Source organism: Geobacillus sp. WSUCF-018B, from assembly GCF_002809985.1.
GTDB lineage: Bacteria > Bacillota > Bacilli > Bacillales > Anoxybacillaceae > Geobacillus > Geobacillus thermophilus.
In genome coordinates this window covers 1-23,969 of record NZ_PIJF01000021.1, presented here as the reverse complement: position 1 = coordinate 23,969, position 23,969 = coordinate 1, and the positions used below count along the sequence as shown (strand labels likewise).

Annotated in this window: 22 protein-coding genes; 20 read left to right on the top strand and 2 right to left on the bottom strand. The window is 51.3% G+C overall.

The window, feature by feature from the left end; translation table 11 throughout:
- Positions 1-52: 52 nt before the first annotated feature.
- A complete protein-coding gene (gene yyaC, locus CV944_RS08245; RefSeq protein WP_044743676.1) occupies positions 53-673 on the bottom strand; it encodes a spore protease YyaC in 621 nt (206 codons plus the stop codon).
- A 187-nt stretch (positions 674-860) separates the two neighbouring features.
- On the opposite strand from yyaC, the gene CV944_RS08240 reads away from it, so the two are divergent.
- From CV944_RS08240 to rlmH, 20 genes are all read left to right on the top strand, one after another.
- Positions 861-1,760, top strand: coding sequence for a mechanosensitive ion channel family protein (locus CV944_RS08240; RefSeq protein ID WP_044743675.1), 900 nt, complete (start codon positions 861-863; stop codon positions 1,758-1,760).
- A gap of 19 nt (positions 1,761-1,779) precedes the next feature.
- Positions 1,780-1,977 carry a DUF951 domain-containing protein gene (locus tag CV944_RS08235; protein ID WP_033008859.1) on the top strand — a complete coding sequence of 66 codons (198 nt, stop codon included), beginning with the start codon at positions 1,780-1,782 and terminating at the stop codon, positions 1,975-1,977.
- Positions 1,978-2,166: 189 nt separating this feature from the next.
- A complete protein-coding gene (locus tag CV944_RS08230) occupies positions 2,167-4,194 on the top strand; it encodes a molybdopterin-dependent oxidoreductase (protein ID WP_100659536.1) in 2,028 nt (675 codons plus the stop codon).
- A gap of 201 nt (positions 4,195-4,395) precedes the next feature.
- Positions 4,396-5,496, top strand: coding sequence for a redox-regulated ATPase YchF (gene ychF / locus CV944_RS08225; protein WP_100664059.1), 1,101 nt, complete (start codon positions 4,396-4,398; stop codon positions 5,494-5,496).
- A 259-nt stretch (positions 5,497-5,755) separates the two neighbouring features.
- On the top strand, positions 5,756-6,043 hold the full coding sequence (rpsF, locus tag CV944_RS08220) for a 30S ribosomal protein S6 (protein WP_033008861.1): 288 nt from the start codon (positions 5,756-5,758) through the stop codon (positions 6,041-6,043).
- A 29-nt stretch (positions 6,044-6,072) separates the two neighbouring features.
- Positions 6,073-6,567: a single-stranded DNA-binding protein gene (ssb, locus tag CV944_RS08215; protein WP_033008862.1), complete on the top strand. Its 495-nt coding sequence runs from the start codon at positions 6,073-6,075 to the stop codon at positions 6,565-6,567.
- A gap of 41 nt (positions 6,568-6,608) precedes the next feature.
- Entirely contained in the window at positions 6,609-6,845 is a 237-nt protein-coding gene (rpsR, locus tag CV944_RS08210) for a 30S ribosomal protein S18 (RefSeq protein ID WP_008880812.1), read from the top strand.
- 78 nt (positions 6,846-6,923) lie between these two features.
- Positions 6,924-7,850 (top strand): YybS family protein, encoded by a 927-nt coding sequence (locus CV944_RS08205; RefSeq protein ID WP_061581041.1) that lies wholly within the window; start codon positions 6,924-6,926, stop codon positions 7,848-7,850.
- Positions 7,851-7,897: 47 nt separating this feature from the next.
- Positions 7,898-9,874, top strand: coding sequence for a DHH family phosphoesterase (locus tag CV944_RS08200; RefSeq protein ID WP_063211308.1), 1,977 nt, complete (start codon positions 7,898-7,900; stop codon positions 9,872-9,874).
- The gene (gene rplI, locus CV944_RS08195; protein ID WP_033008865.1) at positions 9,871-10,320 is read left to right on the top strand and encodes a 50S ribosomal protein L9; all 450 of its coding nucleotides are present in this window, start codon (positions 9,871-9,873) and stop codon (positions 10,318-10,320) included. Before CV944_RS08200 ends, rplI begins: the two co-directional genes overlap by 4 nt.
- Positions 10,321-10,431: 111 nt before the next feature.
- Positions 10,432-11,796, top strand: coding sequence for a replicative DNA helicase (gene dnaB, locus CV944_RS08190; RefSeq protein WP_033016901.1), 1,365 nt, complete (start codon positions 10,432-10,434; stop codon positions 11,794-11,796).
- A gap of 153 nt (positions 11,797-11,949) precedes the next feature.
- The gene (locus tag CV944_RS08185; protein ID WP_033008881.1) at positions 11,950-13,236 is read left to right on the top strand and encodes an adenylosuccinate synthase; all 1,287 of its coding nucleotides are present in this window, start codon (positions 11,950-11,952) and stop codon (positions 13,234-13,236) included.
- Between the two features lie 542 nt (positions 13,237-13,778).
- The gene (gene yycF, locus CV944_RS08180; protein WP_033008867.1) at positions 13,779-14,492 is read left to right on the top strand and encodes a response regulator YycF; all 714 of its coding nucleotides are present in this window, start codon (positions 13,779-13,781) and stop codon (positions 14,490-14,492) included.
- A gap of 6 nt (positions 14,493-14,498) precedes the next feature.
- Entirely contained in the window at positions 14,499-16,328 is a 1,830-nt protein-coding gene (gene walK, locus CV944_RS08175) for a cell wall metabolism sensor histidine kinase WalK (protein WP_033016895.1), read from the top strand.
- Positions 16,321-17,649, top strand: a complete 1,329-nt coding sequence (locus CV944_RS08170) for a YycH family regulatory protein (protein WP_100664058.1) — start codon at positions 16,321-16,323, stop codon at positions 17,647-17,649. Before walK ends, CV944_RS08170 begins: the two co-directional genes overlap by 8 nt.
- A complete protein-coding gene (locus tag CV944_RS08165) occupies positions 17,636-18,421 on the top strand; it encodes a two-component system regulatory protein YycI (RefSeq protein ID WP_033008870.1) in 786 nt (261 codons plus the stop codon). Before CV944_RS08170 ends, CV944_RS08165 begins: the two co-directional genes overlap by 14 nt.
- Positions 18,422-18,427: 6 nt before the next feature.
- Entirely contained in the window at positions 18,428-19,222 is a 795-nt protein-coding gene (locus CV944_RS08160) for an MBL fold metallo-hydrolase (RefSeq protein WP_063211306.1), read from the top strand.
- 100 nt (positions 19,223-19,322) lie between these two features.
- Positions 19,323-20,540, top strand: coding sequence for a S1C family serine protease (locus CV944_RS08155; protein ID WP_100664062.1), 1,218 nt, complete (start codon positions 19,323-19,325; stop codon positions 20,538-20,540).
- A gap of 59 nt (positions 20,541-20,599) precedes the next feature.
- Positions 20,600-20,752 carry a CxxH/CxxC protein gene (locus CV944_RS08150; RefSeq protein WP_020754210.1) on the top strand — a complete coding sequence of 51 codons (153 nt, stop codon included), beginning with the start codon at positions 20,600-20,602 and terminating at the stop codon, positions 20,750-20,752.
- A gap of 83 nt (positions 20,753-20,835) precedes the next feature.
- Positions 20,836-21,315, top strand: a complete 480-nt coding sequence (rlmH, locus tag CV944_RS08145; protein WP_020754209.1) for a 23S rRNA (pseudouridine(1915)-N(3))-methyltransferase RlmH — start codon at positions 20,836-20,838, stop codon at positions 21,313-21,315.
- Positions 21,316-21,687: 372 nt separating this feature from the next.
- Here the strand turns inward: rlmH and CV944_RS08140 are convergent, their stop codons facing one another.
- Entirely contained in the window at positions 21,688-22,926 is a 1,239-nt protein-coding gene (locus tag CV944_RS08140) for a GGDEF domain-containing protein (protein WP_100664057.1), read from the bottom strand.
- Positions 22,927-23,969: the final 1,043 nt, after the last annotated feature.

Here is a 23,969-nt window from a genome sequence, read left to right as displayed (position 1 = left end):
AAAAAAATCCCCTCTTTAAGAACAACAGCCGGATGAGAGGGGATTTTGCTGTTTACCATAAGGAATGCCGGTCTTTCAGAAGCGGTTGGGCGGCTCGCTCTTTGCGGATGATGTGCCGCTCCGCTTCATAAATGCCGTTGGCGATCGTTTTCGCCATATTCATGACGAGATGAAGACGCGTATTTTGCAAGACGAAAAATTCCATAAACCCGCTCACATTGACGACTCCAGTAATATGGGCGTCGCCGACAGGGGGAAGTTGCTTGTTCACTCCGGCTCCGGGGCGAACCGGCCCTTTCGACACGGTGATGGCCCCGACGCTTTTCAACCGTCCGAGGCAAGCGTCGACAGCGATGATAAACGGATCGCGATGAATCAGCTGAATGGCCCCCACTTTTTCTTCCAAGTTGACCGCATGAATCGGCTCTTCAAGCGTTCCGTATACGTGAAAACGGGCCAATGGCTTCTCCTTCAGCATCGTGCCGACGAGCGGTCCAAGCGAATCGCCGGTCGAACGGTCCGTGCCGATGCAGACGACGGCAATCGGTTGAACGAGCGGATCGGGAAGCAGCGAAGTGATTCGCCAGGCGATGGACGATGCCGCCCCCTGTTCATCATAAAAAACGCGATTCCTTTCTTCCCGGGAAGAGAAAAATATCGACGGTATGCTCATGCGATTCACTCCTACTTTCGGTTCAAAATTATTAACAGTATACGGAAAATAAAAGAATCATATACATCTCGATGTTTGTTTTCTTGTCTTTTCTTTTTCGCCCGCTGCCTGCATTTGACTACAAATCGGCGGTCCATCTTGTTAAAATAAAAGCGCAGAATAGAAAAAGGTTGAGGTGTCGTCAACATTGAATGCGATGGAAAAAACGGTTAACCGGCTGCTCGAGCTGTTGACGAATGAGGAGCTATGGCTTCGAATTGGAACAGGGGCGCTTAAGATTGTTCTTATCCTACTCATATGCGCCGCAGCAGTGAAAGTGTTGAAAATAGCCGTTCATAATATGTTCAAAGTGCGGGAGAAAGCACCGATCCGCATTTCGGAACGGCGAGAGATGACGTTAACGCGGCTGTTAGACAATGTGATTACGTACGTACTATATTTTATTGCGCTGTTGATGATTTTAGATACGTTTGGTGTTCCGGTCAAAGCGTTGTTGGCTGGGGCCGGGGTTGTTGGCCTGGCCGTCGGCTTCGGGGCGCAAAGCTTAGTAAAAGACATCATCACCGGGTTTTTCATCATTTTTGAAGACCAGTTTGCGGTCGGCGATTACGTCCGCATCGGCAATTTTGAAGGGTATGTGGAAGAGATCGGGCTTCGGGTGACGAAAATTAAAAGCTGGACGGGAGAAGTGCATATTTTGCCTAACGGCAGCATTACGCAAGTGACGAACTATTCACTTCACAACAGTTTGGCGGTAGTGGACATCAGCATCTCCTATGAAGAAGATATTGAAGAGGCGGAAAAAGCGATTCGTGAACTGCTGCCGCAGTTGCCGGACAAATACGAGGATATGGTCGCACCGCCGCAGTTGCTTGGCGTGCAAAACTTAGTGAACTCGGAAATGGTGCTTCGTATTACATGCGAAACGAAGCCGATGTGCCATGTCGGTGTGGCAAGAGCCATCCGCAAAGAAGTAAAGATGCTTTTAGACGAACGCGGAATCGAAATGGCATACCCAAGGTTCGTGTTGCATCGGCGAAGCGGAGAGGAGCCGCTTGATGCCAAATGGCAAGGGCAGAAATCATGACAATCATGGAGGTGAGCAGATGGAAGAGAAGGAATTTGGCTTGTATGATATCGTTGAGATGAAAAAGCCGCACCCGTGCGGCACGAACCGTTGGAAAGTGATCCGCTTAGGCGCGGATATCCGCATCAAATGCGAGGGGTGCGCCCACAGCGTTCTGTTGCCGCGCAAAGAGTTTATTCGCAAAATGAAAAAAGTGTTAGTCAGGCATGAAGAATGACAAAAGGGGCTGATCCAAAAGAGCGGTAACGCTCCTATCTGGAGCAGCATGGAAACATAGACCGCCACGAAACATCCGGTAAAGCCAAGGGTTTCAGGAGGGGGTCTCTTTCCCATACTTCGGTTGCATCTTATCAAAAAGGGGCTTTTGCGTCAGCCCCTCTTTTGCTGGACAGGGAGGGGAGAATCGATGGAAACCGTGCATGTAACGTCATGTCCGCTCAATTGCTGGGACGTTTGCGGACTCAAGGTGACCGTAAATGGCGGAAAAGTAGTGCGCATTGATGGCGACGAACATCATCCGATCACGAAAGGAACGATTTGCGGGCGCGGGCGGATGCTGAAAGAGCGGGCAAACGCCAAAGAGCGGCTCCTTTATCCGCTGAAAAAAGCAAACGGGCGATTTATCCGGGTTTCATGGGAAGAAGCACTCGATGATATCGCCGAAAAATTGTGGGACGTAAAAGAACGGTTGGGGTCGACAGCCGTGCTCCATAGCCATGACTATGCCAACAACGGGCTGCTGAAAAATCTAGACAAGCGTTTTTTCAATTGCTACGGCGGGGTGACAGAGCTTGTCGGCAGCCTTTGCTGGGGCGCGGGCATTGAGGCGCAAACATGGGATTTTGGCAATGCGTACAGCCATGCGCCGGAAGATATCGACAACAGCCGCCATATCGTCATTTGGGGGCGAAATGTCGCCCGCACGAACATGCATTTGTTTGAACGGTTGCTGGCGGCGAAAAAGCGCGGCGCGACGATCACCGTTATTGATCCGCTGTTTGGCCCGACGGCGCGCATCGCCGACCGGTACGTGTGCATCAAACCGGGGATGGATGCCTTTTTAGCCATGGGCATTATGAAAGAGCTGCTTCGGCTTCGGCTCGAGGATCGCACGTTTATCGAGCAGTATACGGTCGGTTTTCGCGATGTGGAAGAGATGTTGCAGACGATTTCGTTTGCGGAGATCGAACGGCATACCGGCGTCGGCCGCCGTGTTATGACAGAGCTCGCTGAGCTTTACAGCGACCGGCCGACGGCGACGTATCTTGGACTTGGCATGCAGCGCTATGCGAACGGCGGCAACACGATCCGCTGGATTGATGCTCTTGTCGCGGCGAGCGGCAATGTCGGCATTCCGGGCGGAGGAGCGAATTTTGGCAACTTGCAAGTGAGTGAATGCTTTGACAAAGCCGCTCTCACGCTCCCGGAACGGAAAACAGCGTCACGCACGTGGACGGTGATGAAGCAAGCGGAAGAGATCTTGCGGGCGGATGATCCGCCCATTGAGATGGTCATCGTCACGTGCGGCAACCCGCTTGTTCAGGTGCCGAATACGAATTTAATGAAAGAAGCGTTTGCCTCGGTCAACACTGTTGTTGTCTTTGAACAGTTTATGACTGATACCGCCGCCGCTGCTGATTATGTCCTTCCGGTTGCGGCTTCGTTTGAGGAAGAAGACGTTTATTGTTCGTCAATGTACCATGCGTATTTGAATTACGGGCCGAAGCTCGTCGACCCGCCGGGCGAGGCGAAGCCTGATCTTTGGATTTGGACGGAGCTGGCCAAACGGCTTGGCTTTGGCGATGCGTTCGCCTATACGCGCGAGCAGTTTCTCGCCATGGCGCTGCGCCCGTTGGAAACAAACGGGATTACGCTCGAGCGGATCAAAGCCGAGCATCGCATTCTTCTGCCCGTCGAGCCGGTGCCATGGCATGACCGCCGTTTCCAAACGCCAAGCGGCAAATATGAATTCACTTCGAACATTGCCCGGCAAAAAGGAATGGACGGCCGGCTGCAAATCATGTACCCGGCTGAGTCGGAAGAAGCTCATCCGGCATTGGCCGCCAAGTATCCGTACCGGTTGTTGACGATCCATCCGCTCCGTTCAAACCATTCTCAGCATTACCCTCTCGTTCCGGCGCTGCAAACTGTGCGCATTGAAATTTCGGCTGATATTGCTGAGAAAAAAGGCCTCATCGACGGCGATCGGGCACGTGTCTACAACGACCGCGGGGCCGTTGTCGGGACGGTCAAAGTGCTTAATGGCGCTTATCCGGGAACGATCAATATTGACGAAGGACAATGGGGCGCGTTTGGCGGTCCGGTCAATGTGCTCACATCCGATTTGGAGTCAGACAACAAATGCGGCAGCACGCTGTACGATTGCTTGGTGAATATTGAAAAAGTTGCGCAGGAAACAAATGAAGCACTTTAACGTAAAGGGCGGCGGCCCAAATTGCCCCAAGGTTGATCCGCGCCGGACAGTGTTGACGTCCAACAGTTGGAAAAAGACACAAACTCCTAGTTGTTGAGGCGGATGGAAGAGGAAATATTCCCCGCCCGCGGCACGCTTGTCATTTTTTGTGCCAGCCCATATAATGAGGGAAGATGCGAACGGGAAAGAGGAGTGGAACGAATGGGATTGACAGCAGGAATCGTCGGGTTGCCAAACGTCGGCAAATCGACGTTGTTTAACGCCATTACAAAAGCAGGCGCCGAATCGGCCAATTATCCGTTTTGCACGATTGAACCGAACGTCGGCGTCGTGGAAGTGCCGGACGAGCGGTTGACCGTCCTGACCGACATGTTCCGGCCGAAGCGGACCGTGCCGACGGTTTTTGAGTTTACCGACATCGCCGGGATCGTGAAAGGAGCAAGCAAAGGGGAAGGGCTTGGCAACAAGTTTTTGTCGCACATTCGCCAAGTTGATGCGATTTGCCAAGTCGTCCGTTGCTTCAGCGATGAAAACATCACCCACGTCGCCGGCAAAGTCGATCCGCTCGCCGATATTGAAACGATCAACTTAGAGCTTATTTTTGCTGACCTGGAGACGGTCGACAAACGAATGGAGCGGGTGGGCAAAATCGCCAAGCAAAAAGACAAAGAGGCGGCGTTTGAATACGAAATTTTGCTGCGGCTGAAAGAGACGCTCGAAGCCGGCAAGCCGGCGCGCACGATCGAGTTTGCCGATGAAGAGATGAAAGTCGTCAAGCAGCTGCACTTGCTGACGACCAAACCGATGCTTTATGTCGCCAATGTCGGCGAGGACGATGTCGCTGATCCGGAGAGCAATCCGTTCGTCGCGGAAGTGCGTGAGTTTGCCAAAAGCGACAATGCGGAAGTGATTGTCGTCTGTGCAAAAATTGAAGAAGAAATCGCCGAGTTCAGCGATGAGGAAAAACAGCAGTTTTTGCAAGAGCTCGGCATTGAACAATCCGGCCTCGATCAGCTCATTCGCGCCGCCTACAGCTTGCTTGGGCTGGCGACGTTTTTTACCGCCGGTGAACAAGAAGTGCGGGCATGGACGTTTCGCAAAGGGATGAAGGCGCCGCAATGCGCCGGTATTATTCACTCTGACTTTGAGCGCGGGTTCATTCGCGCTGAAACCGTTTCATACGAAGATTTAGTCGCTGCCGGCTCGATGGCGGCGGCGCGCGAAGCCGGCAAAGTGCGGCTGGAAGGGAAAGATTACGAAGTGCAAGACGGCGACATCATGCACTTCCGGTTCAATGTGTAACGCCATTGTCGACAGAGTCCGCGGCCAAGGGGCGGCAGACTGCGTGAGTTCCATGTGCAATGCCGCGGAGAAAGGAAAATGGTTGGCGGCGTGGTGAACTTCCAGTGCTAATTCTGGCGAATGTTTCCGTCATCGGAATGAAGCGGAATAGCCTTGCTTATTGCCGCCAGTCATGGTATAATCAACGAATGTGAGTAATGATTATTGCTCCTTGCCCTTCGACGGGAAGGGCCGTTTAGACCAAAAGGAGGTGACGAGCGTGAGAAAATACGAAATCATGTACATCATCCGCCCGAACATGGACGATGAAGCAAGACAAGCTCTCGTCGAGCGGTTTAACAACGTGTTGAAAGAAAACGGTGCGGAGATTACGAATGTGACGGATTGGGGCAAACGCCGTTTAGCCTATGAAATTGAAAAATATCGCGACGGCTACTACATGATTGTCAACGTCACGGCAGAGCCGAAAGCGGTGCAAGAATTTGACCGTTTAGCGCGCATCAGCGAAGACATTATCCGCCATATCGTTGTGAAAGAAGAAGAATAATTTTTTGTATATGGTACGAGGTGGTTCTGATGATTAACCGCGTCATTTTGGTCGGCAGGTTAACGAAAGATCCGGAGTTGCGCTACACTCCAAGCGGAGTGGCTGTTGCCACGTTCACGCTCGCGGTCAACCGCCCGTTTACGAATCAGCAGGGCGAGCGGGAGGCGGATTTTATTCAATGCGTCGTTTGGCGCCGCCAAGCGGAAAACGTCGCCAACTTCTTGAAAAAAGGGAGCTTGGCCGGGGTTGACGGCCGGCTGCAAACCCGCAGCTATGAAAACCAGGAAGGCCGACGCGTGTATGTGACGGAAGTGGTGGCTGACAACGTCCAATTTCTTGAGCCAAAAGGAAGCAATGAGCAGCGTGGGGCAGCAGCAGGCGGCTACTATGGGGATCCGTTCCCATTCGGACAAGATCAGAACCACCGTCATTCAAGCGAGAAAGGGGTTGGCCGCCTCGATGAAGATCCTTTTGCCAATGACGGCCAGCCGATTGATATTTCCGACGATGATTTACCGTTTTGAACGATCATGGAAACGATAGAAGCGGAAAGGAGGAACGAAGCATGGCAGGACGGAAAGGCGGTCGTGGCAAACGCCGCAAAGTATGTTATTTCACGGCAAACAACATCACGCACATCGACTACAAAGACGTTGATTTGCTGAAAAAATTCATCTCTGAACGCGGCAAAATTTTACCGCGCCGTGTGACGGGAACGAGCGCGAAATATCAGCGCAAACTGACGGTCGCAATCAAACGGGCGCGCCAAATGGCGCTGTTGCCGTACGTTGCCGATGAGTGAGCTGAAAAAAGCAGTAAGGGGGACCTTACTGCTTTTTCTATTTATGCTGAGTAAACTAGCTGGAAAGGAGAACGTTCATTGCGGAAAACACACGCCCTCACTGAAGCAGCCATCGAACTCGCGCTGTTTGCCGTTTTGTTTTTGATGGCGTTGTACGTGCCGGTGATCGGCTTTGTCGCTGCCCTGTTTTTAGCGCTTCCATTTATGGTGTTTACGATGCGTCACGGGCTTGCCCCTGCCTGGTTGCTGCTCGTTGCGGCTCTCGTTGTCTCCAGCCTTATCGGTTCGTTTTTGTCGCTGCCGATGGCGCTTATGTTTGGCACTGTCGGCATAACGGTCGGCGCGATGTTGGCGAAACAGAAAAACCGCTATCTCATCTGGCTTGTCGGCGCCCTCGTGTTTTTAGCCAACATCGTGCTTGATTACATCATTTCGATTCAATTTTTCCAAGTTGACATGATCCGGGATACGCTTGGTTTAGTGCGCGAGTCGTTTGATACGGCGATGCGCATGATGGAAGCGATGGGCCAAAAGCCGCCAGCTGGGATGCAAAAGCAGCTTGAACAAGGAATCGAACTGATCGGCTACATGGTTCCGACGCTGTTTGTCATCGCTGCGTTGGCGCTCGCCTACGTGACCATCATGGTCTCGCTGCCCATTATGAAGCGGCTGAAGCTCCCGGTCGGCACGTGGCCGCCGTTTCGTGAGCTCTCCTTGCCAAAAAGCGTGCTATGGATATACATCATGGTGCTTGTTCTTTCCATGTTTCCGTTTGCCGAGGGAACGTTCCCTTATATTGCTGTATTGAACCTCTCTTATGTGCTGCAGCTTGCCATGGCAGTACAAGGATTTTCGTTTTTGTATTACGCCGCCTACAAAAAAGGCATTGCGAAAGGCGTGGTGATCGCTGGGACGGTTGTTTGTTTATTCCTGCCTTTTCTACTTTATCTTGTGGCGATATTCGGTATAATTGATTTAGGATTTGATTTGCGCCGCCGCATATAAATAATTGGATAAGGTGAGCCATTTCTTCAGTGTAGGAGCTGACTTGAATGTCCCATTTTTACGAGAGGAAAGCATACCGCTATCCGTCCTATGCGTTAGCCGCCTTGGCGGTGCTCATGGCGGCCGGCCTGTTTTATTTCCACTGGCTGCTTGGGCTGATCGGCTTTCTCACCGTTGGGTTTACGCTTTATTATGTCATTTGGTCACAGCGCTCTTTGTATCAAGAGCTGGGGCAATATATTTCCAACCTGTCGTATCGGGTGAAGAAAGTCGGCGAGGAAGCGCTTATGCAGATGCCGATCGGCATCATGCTCATCGATGAGGAAGGGAAAATCGAATGGTCGAACCGGTTTTTAGCCTCCTGCTTTAAGGAACAGACGTTGGTTGGCCGCTCGCTTGCCGAGCTGTCCGAACCGTTGGCCGCTTTCGTCAAAAAAGGAAAGGCGGACGAGGAGATTATGGAACTGAACGGAAAACAGCTGAAAGTCATCGTCCGCCGCCACGAACGGCTTCTTTACTTTTTCGATGTTACAGAGCATATGGAGCTGAAACGGCAATATGAGGCAGAGCGGTTGGCGCTGGCGATCATTTTTCTTGACAATTATGATGAAATTACGCAAGGGATGGACGATCAAGCGAAAAGCCAATTGAACAGCCTTGTAACCTCTGTGTTGAACCGATGGGCGAACGATTACGGCATCTTTTTAAAGCGAACGTCGTCGGATCGATTCATTGCCGTATTGAATGAGCACATATTGACCCGGTTGGAAAAAAGCAAATTTTCTATTTTGGATGAGGTGCGCGAGCAGACGGCCAAACACCAAGCCCAGCTCACGTTGAGCATCGGCATTGGCGCCGGCGTATCCCCACTGCCAGAACTTGGGACGCTTGCGCAATCGAGCTTGGATTTGGCGCTCGGGCGCGGCGGCGATCAAGTAGCGATCAAACACGGAAACGGAAAAGTGAAGTTTTACGGCGGAAAAACGAACCCGATGGAAAAGCGGACACGCGTCCGCGCCCGCGTCATTTCCCATGCGCTTCGCGAGCTCATCGCTGAAAGCGATAGGGTGCTCATTATGGGGCATAAATATCCGGATATGGACGCGCTCGGGGCGGCGATTGGCATTTTAAAGGTCGTTCAATCAAACCAAAAGGAAGGGTTTATTGTTGTTGACCAGGCAAAAACGGATGCAGGTGCGCAACGGCTGCTCGAAGAAATGAGAAAACATGCTGATTTATGGTCGAGATGCATCAAACCGGAGCAGGCGCTTGAGCTCGTGACAGAAGATACGCTGCTCATCGTCGTGGATACGCACCGTCCGTCGCTTGTCATTGAAGAACGACTGCTGTACCGCATGGATCATATAGTCGTCATCGATCATCATCGTCGCGGCGAAGAGTTTATTGAAGCGCCGATTCTCGTCTACATGGAGCCGTACGCTTCATCGACATCGGAATTGGTCACCGAGTTGCTTGAGTACCAGCCGAAGCGGGTGAAGCTGTCGATGCTGGAGGCGACGGCGCTTCTTGCCGGCATCGTCGTTGACACAAAGAGTTTTACGCTCCGCACCGGTTCCCGCACGTTCGATGCGGCGTCGTATTTGCGCGCCCAAGGAGCGGATACGGTGCTTGTGCAAAAATTGCTGCGGGAAAGCGTAACGAATTACGTCAGACGGGCGAAATTGATCGAGCGGACGGTGATTGATGAACACGGCATCGCCATCGCCAAGGGGGGCGAGAACGAGGTGCACGATCAAGTGTTGATCGCGCAAACCGCCGATACGCTTCTGACGCTGAGCGGCGTCGCCGCCTCTTTCGTCATTTCCAAGCGGGCAGATGGGACGGTCGGCATCAGCGCCCGCTCGCTTGGCGACATCAACGTGCAAGTCATTATGGAGAAGTTGGGCGGGGGCGGACATTTGACAAACGCTGCCGCCCAACTGTCCGGGGTGACGGTCGGAGAGGCGGAGCGGCAACTGCGCGAAGCCATTCATGACTATTTTGAGGGGGGTAAGCCATCATGAAGGTCATCTTTTTAAAGGATGTCAAAGGAAAAGGGAAAAAAGGGGAAATCAAAAACGTCGCCGACGGCTATGCCAACAACTTCTTATTTAAACAAGGGCTGGCCATTGAAGCGACGCCAGCCAATTTAAAAGCGCTCGAGGCGCAAAAACAAAAAGAGCAGCGCCAGGCGGCCGAGGAGCTGGCGAATGCGAAAAAATTGAAAGAACAGCTTGAGAAGCTGACAGTAACCATTCCAGCAAAGGCAGGCGAAGGCGGCCGTTTGTTCGGCTCGATTACGAGCAAACAAATCGCCGAGTCGCTGCAAGCCCAACACGGCTTGAAGCTCGACAAGCGCAAAATTGAGCTTGCCGATGCCATTCGCGCGCTTGGATACACGAACGTGCCGGTGAAACTCCACCCAGAGGTAACGGCGACGCTGAAAGTGCATGTGACAGAACAAAAATAACGGCGACGTCTCATTTCAGGAAGCGAAGATGCCCCCGCCCGCTGCGGCGGGGCTCCTTTGCTTATTAGCTGCAACAGAGAAAGACACAACGGGGGAAAAGGTGGTGAAACGATGAGCGAGCTGTTTTCAGAACGAATTCCTCCACAAAGCATTGAAGCTGAGCAAGCGGTGCTTGGCGCCGTATTTTTGGATCCCGCTGCGTTAGTGCCTGCTTCGGAAATTTTAATCCCAGAGGATTTTTACCGTGCAGCCCATCAAAAAATTTTTCACGCCATGCTTCGCGTCGCCGACAGGGGGGAGCCGGTCGATTTGGTGACGGTGACGGCGGAACTCGCCGCTTCCGAGCAGCTTGAGGAAATCGGCGGCGTCTCCTACTTAAGCGAGCTCGCCGACGCCGTGCCGACAGCGGCCAACGTCGAATATTACGCCCGCATCGTCGAGGAAAAATCGGTGCTGCGCCGCCTCATCCGCACAGCGACCTCGATCGCGCAAGACGGATATACAAGGGAAGACGAGATCGACGTTTTGCTTGATGAAGCTGAGCGCAAAATTATGGAGGTTTCCCAACGGAAGCATTCGGGCGCCTTTAAAAATATTAAGGACATTCTCGTGCAAACGTATGACAATATTGAGATGCTCCATAACCGGGATGGGGAAATCACCGGCATCCCGACCGGGTTCACCGAGCTTGACCGGATGACGTCCGGTTTTCAGCGGAGCGATTTGATTATCGTGGCCGCCCGGCCGTCGGTTGGGAAAACAGCGTTCGCCTTAAATATTGCCCAAAATGTAGCGACGAAAACGAATGAAAATGTCGCCATTTTCAGTTTGGAGATGAGCGCCCAGCAGCTGGTGATGCGGATGCTTTGTGCCGAAGGCAACATTAACGCGCAAAACTTGCGCACCGGCAAATTGACGCCGGAAGACTGGGGCAAGCTGACGATGGCGATGGGGAGTTTATCGAACGCCGGCATTTATATCGACGACACGCCGAGCATCCGCGTCAGCGACATTCGCGCCAAATGCCGCCGGCTTAAGCAGGAAAGCGGGCTCGGCATGATTGTCATCGATTATTTGCAGCTCATTCAAGGGAGCGGACGCAGCAAAGAAAATCGCCAACAGGAAGTATCGGAAATTTCCCGCTCGCTGAAGGCGCTCGCCCGCGAGCTTGAAGTGCCGGTCATCGCCTTGTCGCAGCTGTCGCGCAGCGTCGAGCAGCGCCAAGACAAACGGCCGATGATGTCCGATATTCGTGAATCCGGAAGCATTGAGCAAGACGCCGACATTGTCGCCTTTTTGTACCGCGATGACTATTACAACAAAGATTCTGAGAACAAAAACATCATTGAAATCATTATTGCCAAACAGCGCAATGGTCCAGTCGGAACGGTGCAGCTCGCTTTTATTAAAGAGTATAATAAGTTTGTCAACCTAGAGCGCCGCTTCGATGAGGCGCAAATTCCGCCGGGGGCGTAAACCGGCTCACGTTGGCGGCAGGCGCCTCCTTTCGGGTTTAATAGACGAATAAAAAAGTTTATAACTGTTTAAAATGTTCGTGTTTCATTGACTTTGCACCGAAAAACTGATACACTGACAATGTTTAGACCGAGGAAACTGGAGGTGCTCGCCATGTCGTCAGTCGTTGTTGTCGGCACGCAATGGGGCGATGAAGGAAAAGGGAAAATTACAGACTTTTTATCGGAAAACGCGGAAGTCATTGCCCGGTACCAGGGAGGGAACAACGCCGGACACACGATCGTGTTTAACGGAGAGCGGTATAAGCTTCACTTAATCCCGTCGGGCATTTTTTATAAAGACAAAATTTGCGTCATCGGCAACGGCATGGTCGTTGATCCGAAAGCGCTTGTCGCCGAGCTTTCCTATTTGCATGAGCGCGGCGTTTCGACCGATAATTTGCGCATCAGCAACCGCGCCCATGTCATTTTGCCGTATCATTTGAAATTGGATGGGCTTGAGGAAGAGCGGAAAGGCGCCAATAAAATCGGCACGACGAAAAAAGGAATCGGGCCGGCGTACATGGATAAAGCAGCGCGCATCGGCATCCGCATCATCGATTTGCTCGACCGCGATGTGTTTGCGGAAAAGCTGGCCCGCAACTTGGAAGAGAAAAACATGTTGTTCGAAAAAGTGTACGGTGCCGAAGGGTTCCGCTTCGAGGACATTTTTGAAGAGTATTACGAGTATGGCCAGCAAATCGCAAAATACGTCTGTGATACATCGGTCGTATTGAACAACGCGCTTGATGAAGGACGCCGCGTCCTGTTTGAAGGAGCGCAAGGCGTCATGCTCGATATCGACCAAGGGACGTACCCGTTTGTTACGTCTTCCAACCCGGTGGCCGGCGGGGTGACGATCGGTGCTGGCGTTGGCCCGACGAAAATCAAGCACGTCGTCGGAGTGGCAAAAGCCTATACGACGCGCGTCGGCGATGGGCCGTTCCCGACCGAGCTGCATGATGAAATCGGCGACCGCATTCGTGAAGTGGGCCGCGAATATGGGACGACAACCGGCCGTCCGCGCCGCGTCGGCTGGTTTGACAGCGTCGTCGTTCGCCATGCCCGCCGGGTGAGCGGCATCACTGACTTGTCGCTCAATTCGATTGACGTGTTGACCGGCATTGAAACGTTGAAAATTTGCGTCGCCTACCGATATCGCGGTGAAGTGATCGAGGAGTTTCCAGCCAGCTTAAAAGTTTTGGCGGAATGCGAGCCGATTTACGAAGAGCTGCCGGGCTGGACGGAAGATATCACCGGGGTGAGAAGCTTGGACGAGCTGCCGGCCAATGCCCGCCACTATGTCGAACGCATTTCCCAGCTCACCGGCATCCCGCTTTCGATTTTCTCTGTCGGTCCGGACCGCTCGCAAACGAACGTTGTCCGCAGCGTTTATGCATAAGCGGCTAGCGGTGAACACCAAAGCATAGATGCACATGCGTCTATGCTTTTTTCATTCGCGGAGGAAAAGCGGTCCCGTCCGTGGTCGGGGTCATGCGCGTGCGTCTATGCCCTTTTCACTGTATAGATGCAACGAAATCGTTTAACATATCCTTGGCGGAAAAGTGGCTCATCCATTTTTGACTGTCGAAGGCAAGCCTATGGTTTGCTCCTCAAAATGGCAGCGGGCAAAGGATGATTTCGTTTTTATAACGTGGTAAATTAATAATGATGAGTCTTCACCATTTTCTGTGATTTCCAATCAATCCTAGAAACATGTTATCTGGATGAAATGGGTTCATCAGTCAACATCCTTCTTCCGTATACAGACCTTGAAGTTGGTAGAATGGAAACAGTCAAGTGCTTTCTTGACGGTGTTGATTTCACCGCTAACATTATTGCCAGGATCTCGTCAGTGCTTTCTCTTTTTTGTCACTAAATCACAAAATTTGGTGATGAACCATAATGATAGCATTCCATCGCAAAAGGAAGGACGTGAGCGAGATGGAAAAACGCATTTTAGTTGTTGACGACGAAAAACCGATTGCCGATATTTTGCAATTTAACTTACAAAAAGAAGGGTACGAAGTCATCTGCGCCTATGACGGCGAGGAAGCGCTGCAAAAAGTGGAAGAAACGATGCCGGATTTGATTTTATTGGATATTATGCTGCCGCTGAAAGACGGCATGGAAGTATGCCGCGAGGTGCGGAAAAAATACGACATGCCGATCATCATGCTGACGGCGAAAGATTCCGAGATTGATAAAGTGCTTGGTTTGGAGCTGGGGGCGGACGATTATGTGACAAAGCCGTTCAGCACGCGCGAGCTGCTGGCGCGAGTCAAAGCGAACTTGCGCCGCCATGCGCAAACAGCCAACCAAGAGGAAGTGGAGAATGAAACGAATGAAATCGTCATCGGGCCGCTTGTCATCCGTCCAGATGCGTACGTCGTGCAAAAACGGGGGGAGACGATCGAGTTGACCCATCGCGAATTTGAACTGCTCCACTATTTGGCGAAACATATCGGCCAAGTGATGACGCGCGAACACTTGCTGCAAACGGTTTGGGGCTACGACTATTACGGCGATGTGCGCACGGTCGATGTGACGGTAAGAAGGCTGCGTGAAAAAATCGAAGACAACCCTTCCCATCCGTCGTGGATCGTCACAAGACGGGGCGTCGGCTATTATTTGCGCAACCCGGAACAGGAGTCATGAGTCGGCATGAAAAAAGTAGGGCCATTTCGTTCGATCCGCTTTAAGTTTGTTATTATTTATGTGCTGCTCATTCTTGTCGCTATGCAAATCATCGGCGTGTATTTTGTCCGTAAGTTGGAAACGGAGCTTGTGCAAAATTTCAAAAACTCACTGAACGAACGGGTGACGCTGCTCGCCTATAACGTCGAGCAGGCAATGAATCGGGAGCGCGATGAAAAAAGCCCGACATTGGAAGAAGACATCCGTTCGCTTCTTCATGATTTCGTTTCCCAAGATATTTCCGAAGTGCGCGTCATTGATGCCAAAGGGAAGGTGTTGGCGACGTCGAATCCGTATATGCAAAACATCGTCGGGAAGCGGACGACGGAGATTTACGTGAAGCGTTCGCTCGTCACCGGCGAAACTGTCGACCGGATGATGCTTGATTCAAGGACAGGCCATCGCATGTACATTTCCTCGACTCCGATTAAGACGAGCGGGGAAGTCAAAGGGGTCATTTACGTTATTGCCTCAATGGAAAACGTCTTTTCGCAAATGCGGCAAATCAACATGATTTTGGCGACTGGGACGGGGATCGCGCTCGCCATTACCGCCGTGCTCGGCATTTTTTTGTCGCGCACCATCACCCGGCCGATTTCCGATATGCGCCGGCAAGCGCTGGCGATGACAAGGGGCGATTTTTCCCGCAAAGTCAAAGTGTACGGCTACGATGAAATCGGCCAGCTGGCGATGACCTTTAACAACTTGACGAAAAAACTGCAGGAAGCGCAGGCGACAACGGAAGGCGAACGGCGCAAGCTTGAGTCGGTGTTGACGCACATGACCGATGGCGTGATCGCGACCGACCGCCGCGGCCGCGTCATTCTCATTAATGATGCGGCGTTAAACATTTTGAATGTTTCACGTGAAACAGTGCTGTCGAGTTCGATCGTCGACGTGCTCGGCATCGCTGACCAATATACGTTTGAAACGCTGCTCGAGGAACGCGACTCACTCATTTTGGATTTCAGCACCGATGAGGAATTGTACATTTTGCGGGCGTCACTATCGGTCATTCAAAAAGAGGGTGGGTTTGTCAACGGGCTGATTGTCGTTTTGCACGACATCACCGAGCAAGAAAAAATCGACCGCGAGCGGCGGCAGTTCGTCGCCAATGTCTCGCATGAGCTGCGCACGCCCTTGACGACAATGAAAAGCTATTTAGAGGCATTGGCGGATGGCGCCTGGCAAGATAAAGACATCGCTCCAAGGTTCATTCAAGTCGTGCAAAATGAAACGGAGCGCATGATTCGGCTCGTCAACGACTTGCTTCATCTGTCGAAGCTCGACAGCAAAGATTACAAGCTGAAAAAGACATGGATCAATTTTTCGGCTTATTTTCATAAAGTGATTGACCGGTTTGAACTGACAAAAAGCGATAACATCCGGTTCGTTCGCAAAATTCCGCGCCAGGCGATTTTCATCGAAGTGGATGAGGACAAAATCACACAAGTATTGGACAACATCATTTCCAATGCGTTGAAATACTCTCCGCAAGGCGGGACGATCACGTTCCGCGTCCGCGAGCTGGCCGACGAGATCATTGTCAGCGTCAGCGACGAAGGGGTCGGCATCCCGAAGGCCGATTTGGCGAAAATTTTTGAGCGTTTTTACCGGGTCGATAAGGCGCGGTCGCGCAAATTGGGCGGCACCGGCCTCGGACTGGCCATTGCCAAAGAAGTCGTGCTCGCCCATGGCGGGACGATTTGGGCGGAAAGCAAAGAACATAAAGGGACGACGATTTATTTTACGCTGCCGCTAGAACGGGAGCAAAAGGATGACTGGTACGATGTATGAAGCGATCAAAACAGTTGTGTTGACGTCGCTTGTGCTCATCAGCATTATGATGACGTTTGCTTTATGGACGTATCATCCTAAATATGACGTGCTGCAAAACGACGAGTATATTCAGCACGTTTCCGTCAGCAATACGCAAGTTGATACGGAGATGGTCGTGCAGCCAAAGCAGGTGCTCATCCATAAAGGCGGAGCCCACTACGCCCTCACGAAAGAGGAAAAGAAAAATGAAGTGCTGAAAGAAGTCAAAAAATGGGCGCTCGACGATTTTGAGAACATTTCATCTTCCGTCCCGCAAGGAAAGTTTTTGTCGTTTTTAGACGGAAAAGAGCGGCTGGAAATCATTTACCCAGACGAGCTGCCGATCGATATTTACCGGTTGATCTTCACGGTGGAAGATAGAGGGCTTGATGGCTTGGCATTTGACCGCATTCTCGTTCCATTCAGTGAAGGGGATAAATTCCCAGTCTATTTTATCGCAACCGATAAGCACAAAATTTATAAGGCGACCGCCAGTGACGCTTCGCAGGACGCCATCAGCCGGCTGGCGAAGGAGGCCAACCATTTTCCCCGTTATTTCGCTTATCCGGTCAGCGAGACGAAGCAGCTTTATTTGCCGGAAAAAGAAGTGGAGCTTAGCAGTTTGCAATACTACATCGATGAGTTGGACGTCGATAAGTTTAAAGAAGCGCTGTTTAGCGACCCGAGCTTTGTGAAAAAGGACTTGATTCCGTTTGGCGAGGAGTACACCGATGGTTCGCGGCTGATGGACGTCGATTTCCTTCAGCGCATGCTGCTGTATGTCAATCCGGCAGCCCGTGTCTCCAATATGGGCCAAACTGATCAAGAAACTCACTTCATTCAAAAAAGCATTGATTTTGTCAATGAACATGGCGGCTGGACTGATTTATACCATTTTGCCCGTTGGAGTGAAGAAGATCGGAAAGTCATTTTCCGGCTTGTTGTCAACGGGTATCCGGTTTTTAATGAATACGGCATGTCGGAAATCGTGGAGATGTGGGGGGCGAGCGATTTAATGAAATATCAGCGCCCGCTCTTCCGTCTGGAAATCCCCGACCGCACCCGAACCCCGAAAACGCTGCCGTCCGGCCGTGAGATCGTCAAACAGCTTGAACAAGCGAAAGGCGTCCGCAAATCGTTCGTGAAAGATATCGCCATCGGCTACGAGCTCGTCAAAGATCCGGAACGGGAGAAAGTGATTCGTCTGGAACCGGCGTGGTTTTATTTGTACGAGCAAACGTGGAAAAAAGTGAGCGACGATGGGGACGGCGGAGGAGGGGGAACGAATGGATTGGAGTAAAACGAAGACGATTTTCATCATTGTGTTCCTCATCCTCGACTGCTTTTTAGTGTATCAGTTTATGGAAAAACGAAACAGCAGCCAGCTTGATGTCATTTTGGAAACGACCATTGAAGAGCAGCTCGAAGCGAACGGCATCACGTATGTGGAGCTGCCGAAAGAAGTGACGAAAGCGGCGTACGTCAGCGGCAAAAGCCGAGCGTTTACCGCCGCCGATACGAAAAAACTGTCCGCGCAAAAAGCAAAAATCGAAGAAGGAGAAACGAAATTGAAAGGAACGTTTCTCCATCCCATTGCTTTAAATGTCAGCGACCCGTACCAGTTGCGCGAGTTTTTGCGGCGCTATATTTTGGATGGGGAGCAGTACGCCCTTTGGTCATTTGATGAAGGGGAAGGAACGGTAATTTGTTACCAAGTGTACGAAGGCAAAATGATTTATGGCAACGAAAACAGCAAGCTCATCATTCATGTCAATAAGCAGCAAAAAGCGGTTTCTTATGAACAGACGATGCTCGATGACTTGGAAAAATACGAGCGGAAACAAGACATCGTTCCGGCCATTAAAGCTCTTGAGACGCTGTACCGGAAAGGGCATTTGCAGCCGGGCGACCGCGTCACGAAAGTGGAGCTTGGCTACTATGGCCTCGTCCAGTTTACCGCTTCCCAAGTGTTGACGCCGACATGGCATATCGTCGTCAATCGGAAAGAAGATTATTTTGTGAATGCGTTTGAAGGACAAGTCATTACCGATGAAGGAAGTGTGTTGGAGTGAGCTTGAATGACGATGCGATTTAGTGTACTGGCCAGCGGCAGCACCGGCAACGCGTTTTACGTTGAAACGGACCGCCAACGCTTGCTCGTCGACGCCGGGTTGAGCGGCAGGCAGCTTGAGCAGCTGTTTGCCGAAATCGGCCGCCATCCAAAGGAGCTTGATGGGCTGCTTGTCACCCATGAACATAGCGACCACATTAAAGGGCTTGGGGTGCTCGCTCGCAAATACCGCCTGCCTGTGTATGCGAATGAAAAAACATGGCGGGCGATGGAACAGGCCGTCGGCGACATTCCGGCTGAACAAAAATTTGTCTTTCCACTCGGCGCGGTGAGGACGTTCGGCGATGTGGATGTCGAATCGTTTGGCGTCTCTCACGATGCGGCTGAACCGATGTTTTACGTCTTTCACTACGGGGGAAAAAAGCTTGCGTTGCTCACCGACACCGGCTACGTGAGCGAGCGGATCAAAAAGACGATCGAAAATGCTGATGTGTTCGTGTTTGAAAGCAACCACGACGTCGGGATGCTGCGGATGGGGAGGTATCCGTGGAGCGTCAAGCGCCGCATTTTAAGCGATGTCGGCCATATTTCGAACGAGGAAGCAGGGCTGGCGCTTGCCGATGTGATCGGGGAGCGGACAAAACAAGTGTATTTGGCTCATTTAAGTCAAGATAACAATATGAAAGAGCTGGCGCGCATGACTGTGGCGCAAATATTGGAACAAAGAGGGCTGGCAGTCGGCGCCCGCTTTCATTTATACGACACCGATCCCCGTCGGGCGACCGCGTTGGCGTATGTATGAGAGGCGTTTTGGCTAAACTGGGGAAAATGTGTTTGTTGGATTTTTCCTCTATTGGTGATTATAATGAGGGATGGAGACGAATGCGGAAAGGGTGGTGAATGTGGGATATTACGATGACCATTACGAAGCGCACGGGCAAACGAGACGGAAACGGCGCAGCGGTTCGTTTTTGTCCACGCTTGTCGGCGCTGTGTTAGGAGGATTGCTCGTCCTCATGTCCATTCCGGCGCTTTCCCGTTGGGACGTCCTCCCGTACGACGTCGTGCCGTCGCAAGAGGAACGAGGGGAGCCGGAAGGGGAAAGTGAAGCTCCTGCGGTTCGGCAAAGCGTTTCCGTCGATGTGACGACGGCGGTGACAAAGGCGATCGACCAAGTATCGGATGCGGTTGTCGGCGTTGTCAACATTCAAGAAGCCAGCTTCTGGTCGCAAGGAGGCGAGGCTGGCGTCGGATCGGGCGTCATTTACAAGAATGCGGGAGGACGGGCGTTTATCGTCACGAACCATCATGTTGTTGAAAACGCCAGTCAGCTCGAAGTGAGCCTCAAAGATGGGACGAGAGTGCCGGCGAAGCTGCTGGGCAGCGATGTGCTGATGGACTTGGCTGTGCTGGAAATCGATGCAAAGCATGTGAAAAAGGTGGCTGAGTTCGGCGACTCCGACGCGGTAAAGCCAGGAGAGCCGGTCATCGCCATCGGCAACCCGCTCGGCCTGCAGTTCGCCGGGTCGGTGACGCAAGGCATTATTTCCGGGACGAACCGGACGGTGGAAGTTGACTTGGACCAGGACGGCGCTCCGGATTGGAATGCGGAAGTATTGCAGACAGACGCAGCCATTAACCCGGGCAACAGCGGCGGCGCCCTCGTCAACATCAAAGGGCAAGTCATTGGCATTAATTCGATGAAAATCGCCCAAGAGGCGGTTGAAGGCATCGGATTTGCGATCCCGATCAACACAGCCATTCCGATCATTTCGGACTTGGAAAAATACGGACAAGTGCGCCGTCCATATATGGGCGTTGAACTTCGCTCGCTGAGCGACATCCCATCGTACCATTTGCAGGCGACGCTTCATTTGCCGCCGAATGTAACAGAAGGGGCCGCGGTCATCCAAGTCGTGCCGATGTCGCCAGCCGCCCAGGCAGGCTTAAAACAGTTTGATGTCATCGTGGCGCTTGATGGCGAAAAAATCCGCAATGTGCTCGACTTGCGCAAATATTTGTATACGAAAAAATCGATCGGCGACCGGATGGAAGTCACGTTTTATCGTGATGGGGAAAAACGCACGGTCACGATGAAGTTGACGCGTGAGTCGTATTAAACGAAAACGATGGAGGAGCGGAAACGCTCCTTCTTTTTTCCACAAGGAAAGGAGCGAGAATGATGATATTCACATGTGAGGAGCACATCGATATGGCCATTGACGAATATGTGGATGAGACGGAGCAGGCCCCTGATGTCATGTTTGTGGATAACAGCGAAAAACTGTGCCGTTTTTGCGAGAAAAAGGCTGTCTATGCCGTAGGATGCTGATGTTTTTGCACAATATGTGGATATGTGTTGTGTATATGTGGATAAATATTGTTGATAAGTTGTTTGTAAGGTGGGGATGATGTGTGCATATTTCCATTGCCGCTGTGGGCAAATTGAAGGAAAAATATTTAATTCAAGGGATCAATGAGTACACAAAGCGTCTGTCCGCATATGCAAAAATTGAGATAATTGAGGTCGCCGATGAAAAAACCTCCGAACGGGCAAGCGAACTTGAGGAAGAGCAAATCAGACAGCGGGAAGGCGAGCGGCTGTTGGCGAAAATTCCGCATGACGCCCACGTCATCGCGCTTGCGATTGAAGGAAAGATGAAATCGTCCGAGCAATTTGCCGCCCGTCTCGATGAGCTCGCCACCTATGGCAAAAGCAAGGTAGTGTTCGTCATCGGCGGCTCGCTTGGCTTAAGCAAACAAGTGATGGCGCGCGCTGACGAGGCGTTGTCGTTTTCGAAAATGACGTTTCCTCACCAGCTCATGCGTCTCATTTTGCTCGAGCAGATTTACCGCGCATTTCGGATCAACCGGGGGGAGCCGTATCACAAGTGAGTCGTCCCCTTTTACTTTGGGGGATGTTTTTTTAATACTTTTTTCTCAGTTTAGCTGGTTTTGTTCCGATAATGTTTCGTGTGATACATAAATGGTGACACGATGTTCGGACGTTTTATCGGCAAACAACGACTTTAACATCGCCCCAAGAGGCAAGGGGTATGCGTCGTTAGTCGCCGTAACAAGATGAATCAAAGGGCCCTCACCACCTTATTGAACTATTCCTCTTCTGTCATCCATTACTGAAAAGGATGAAGAAGTTTGCCTTGGCAGTGCAGCCGAGGATAGCCCCATTTTTTCGTTAATGTATGGTGGCTGCGCCGTTTTTGCTTAGGCCGGACGGTGCGGAGAAAACAAAAAGGAGCTGCCCCGTCATGCAACTCCCCCGCATTGGGCTGATACTTTATTTTTGCCGCTTTCTTTCGAACGGAGCAATAAATGGTCGGCATAAATGTACGCTTTTTCAATTGACATCGTTCCTTCTGCTTGACAAAAGTAAAGACCAAACGACGACGTATAGGCAATGGGACGTTTCGCCGCCATATAATCGACCAACACGGTGCTGCGGCGCACGGCTTCTCGAATCTCCTCGACAAGCCGGACGCTCTCTTCAAACGTGCGATGACGCAAAAACATCGTAAATTCTTCACCGCCGCTGCGGAACAAAAAATCGCCCTCTTTGAGAAACTGTTTCAAGGTTGAGGCAAAATGGCGGATCACCTCGTCGCCAACAGCGTGGTTGTACGTGTCATTAATCGATTTAAAATTGTCAATATCTGCGACGACAACGCCGATCCATTCGCCTGTCCCATTCAGCTTGGCGATCGTTTTGTCCATGTAGGCGCGGTTATGGACGCCGGTGAGAAAATCGGTGTACGCCATCTTCTCAAACTGATCGCGCTCCAGTTTATGACGGATGCTTTGCGATTTGGAAAAAAACGAGCGACTGACAAAGTAATTAAGCAAAAACAAACTTAAAAGCATATCCCACCGCTGTTCTTGCAAAAAGAGAAATAACAGACCATTTGTCAGCGCCGTTTTTCCCATGTCCGTCCAGCTTCTTGTTTTAATAAACTCAAGCGCTTCGCCTTGTGTCCGAATATCGCCGGTGAGATAAAAAACGATGATGAGACAGCAATCAGTCAGCAACGAAACGATGACGACGAGCAGAAAAACGAGCAGCCAAAAACCGATAAGCGGAACGGATTGAAACAGCGGGTTAAGGAGGTTGTATAGAGCGAACGCCAATGAGTTGAACGTCACAAATGAGCCGATGTTGTACAACGTGTGCAGCCATTCATCCGGTTCCGCTGTTTTTAAATATTTCTTTGTCAGATGTTCAGTCAAGCGAAACAGCGATTCAAAAATAAGCAGCCCGAGTGGGCCAGCAAACAAGGAGAACGATAAGCTGTAGTTGATGCCGTAGTCAACCGGGATATTGTTTTTTGTTTTATCGACGACGCGCAAGTGCGAATACAAGCTGGAAAACAGCCAATAAAACAGCAAGGCGATCATATATGTACGATCGAAGGAAGGCGGTTTTGACATAACCGCAACAGCAATCGATGCGAAAAAAACGGAAAAAATAACCGGTCGCGCTCGGAATAACATGTCGACTCTCTCTCCTATTATCTGACCTCTGACAACTTCAGTGCTGACGAAGCGATGCTAAAAAGAGGATGATCACTCCAATGACGGTGGCCGTTGGCGATCAATTGATGGATTGTTTGACAGACAAGGCGGATGGCGAGTTCGGAAACCGCTGCTTCTTGGCATTGGCGACGGCAATCATGTTCCCCATCGGAACAAACGAACATATAACTAATTCTATTATAGTACTATATAACCAATTCTGAAAATAGAAAAAAAGCGGCTGTCTCCGTCTTTTTTCGTCAAAATTTGACATCATGAGCGATGCCGCTAGATCCTGCCTCTTTCGTTGTATATAATACGAGCGGCGAAAGGACGGGGATCAAACATCGATCGTTCCATCAGCACCATCGGGCGGGGACGAGAGACCGCGAGTTTCTGGAAATCAAATGTACGCCGGACTGAGGGCGCTGCACTTCCGAGCTGAGCCTATGGAAAATCGCGGCGACGGAAGTGCGCAGCGTTGCCTTCGTTGATCGCGGTCAAGACTGTTTCAACGATCATTGGCCCATTCGGCATCTATCTGTTTGCCTGCCCGATAAAGGAAACGGCATTTTCGTTGGTGAAAACAATAGTAAGGGGCGACCGCCGCTCTGACCGCGATGGCCATCGTCTGTGCCGCTGCGGCCTAGTGGCTTGCGCCGCACGGATATGAATCCGCTGTTCGTGCGGCCGGCTGCGTTTGCATCGTTATGGCCATGTGTCGCCCCGTTTCACGACATCGAGGAGGGAAAAAGATGAAGGTCGTCATTGCCCCAGATTCGTTTAACAACCCATACGCCGCAAGTCCCCCGCCTCTAAGCGAAGCGTAGGCGGGGGATACGCGGCGTCCTTTTTTTTACTTTTGATCAAAAAAAGTAAAAAAATGGGAGAATCGATGAAAAAAGAATATAGACTCCCATGACAAAAAAATTTCGTCACCATCGGAAGGATGAAAACAACCTTCTGTCGAATGGTCTCCTTGCAGCTGGGGTCATGAGGTCGTTGTATCTATGGTACGTAAA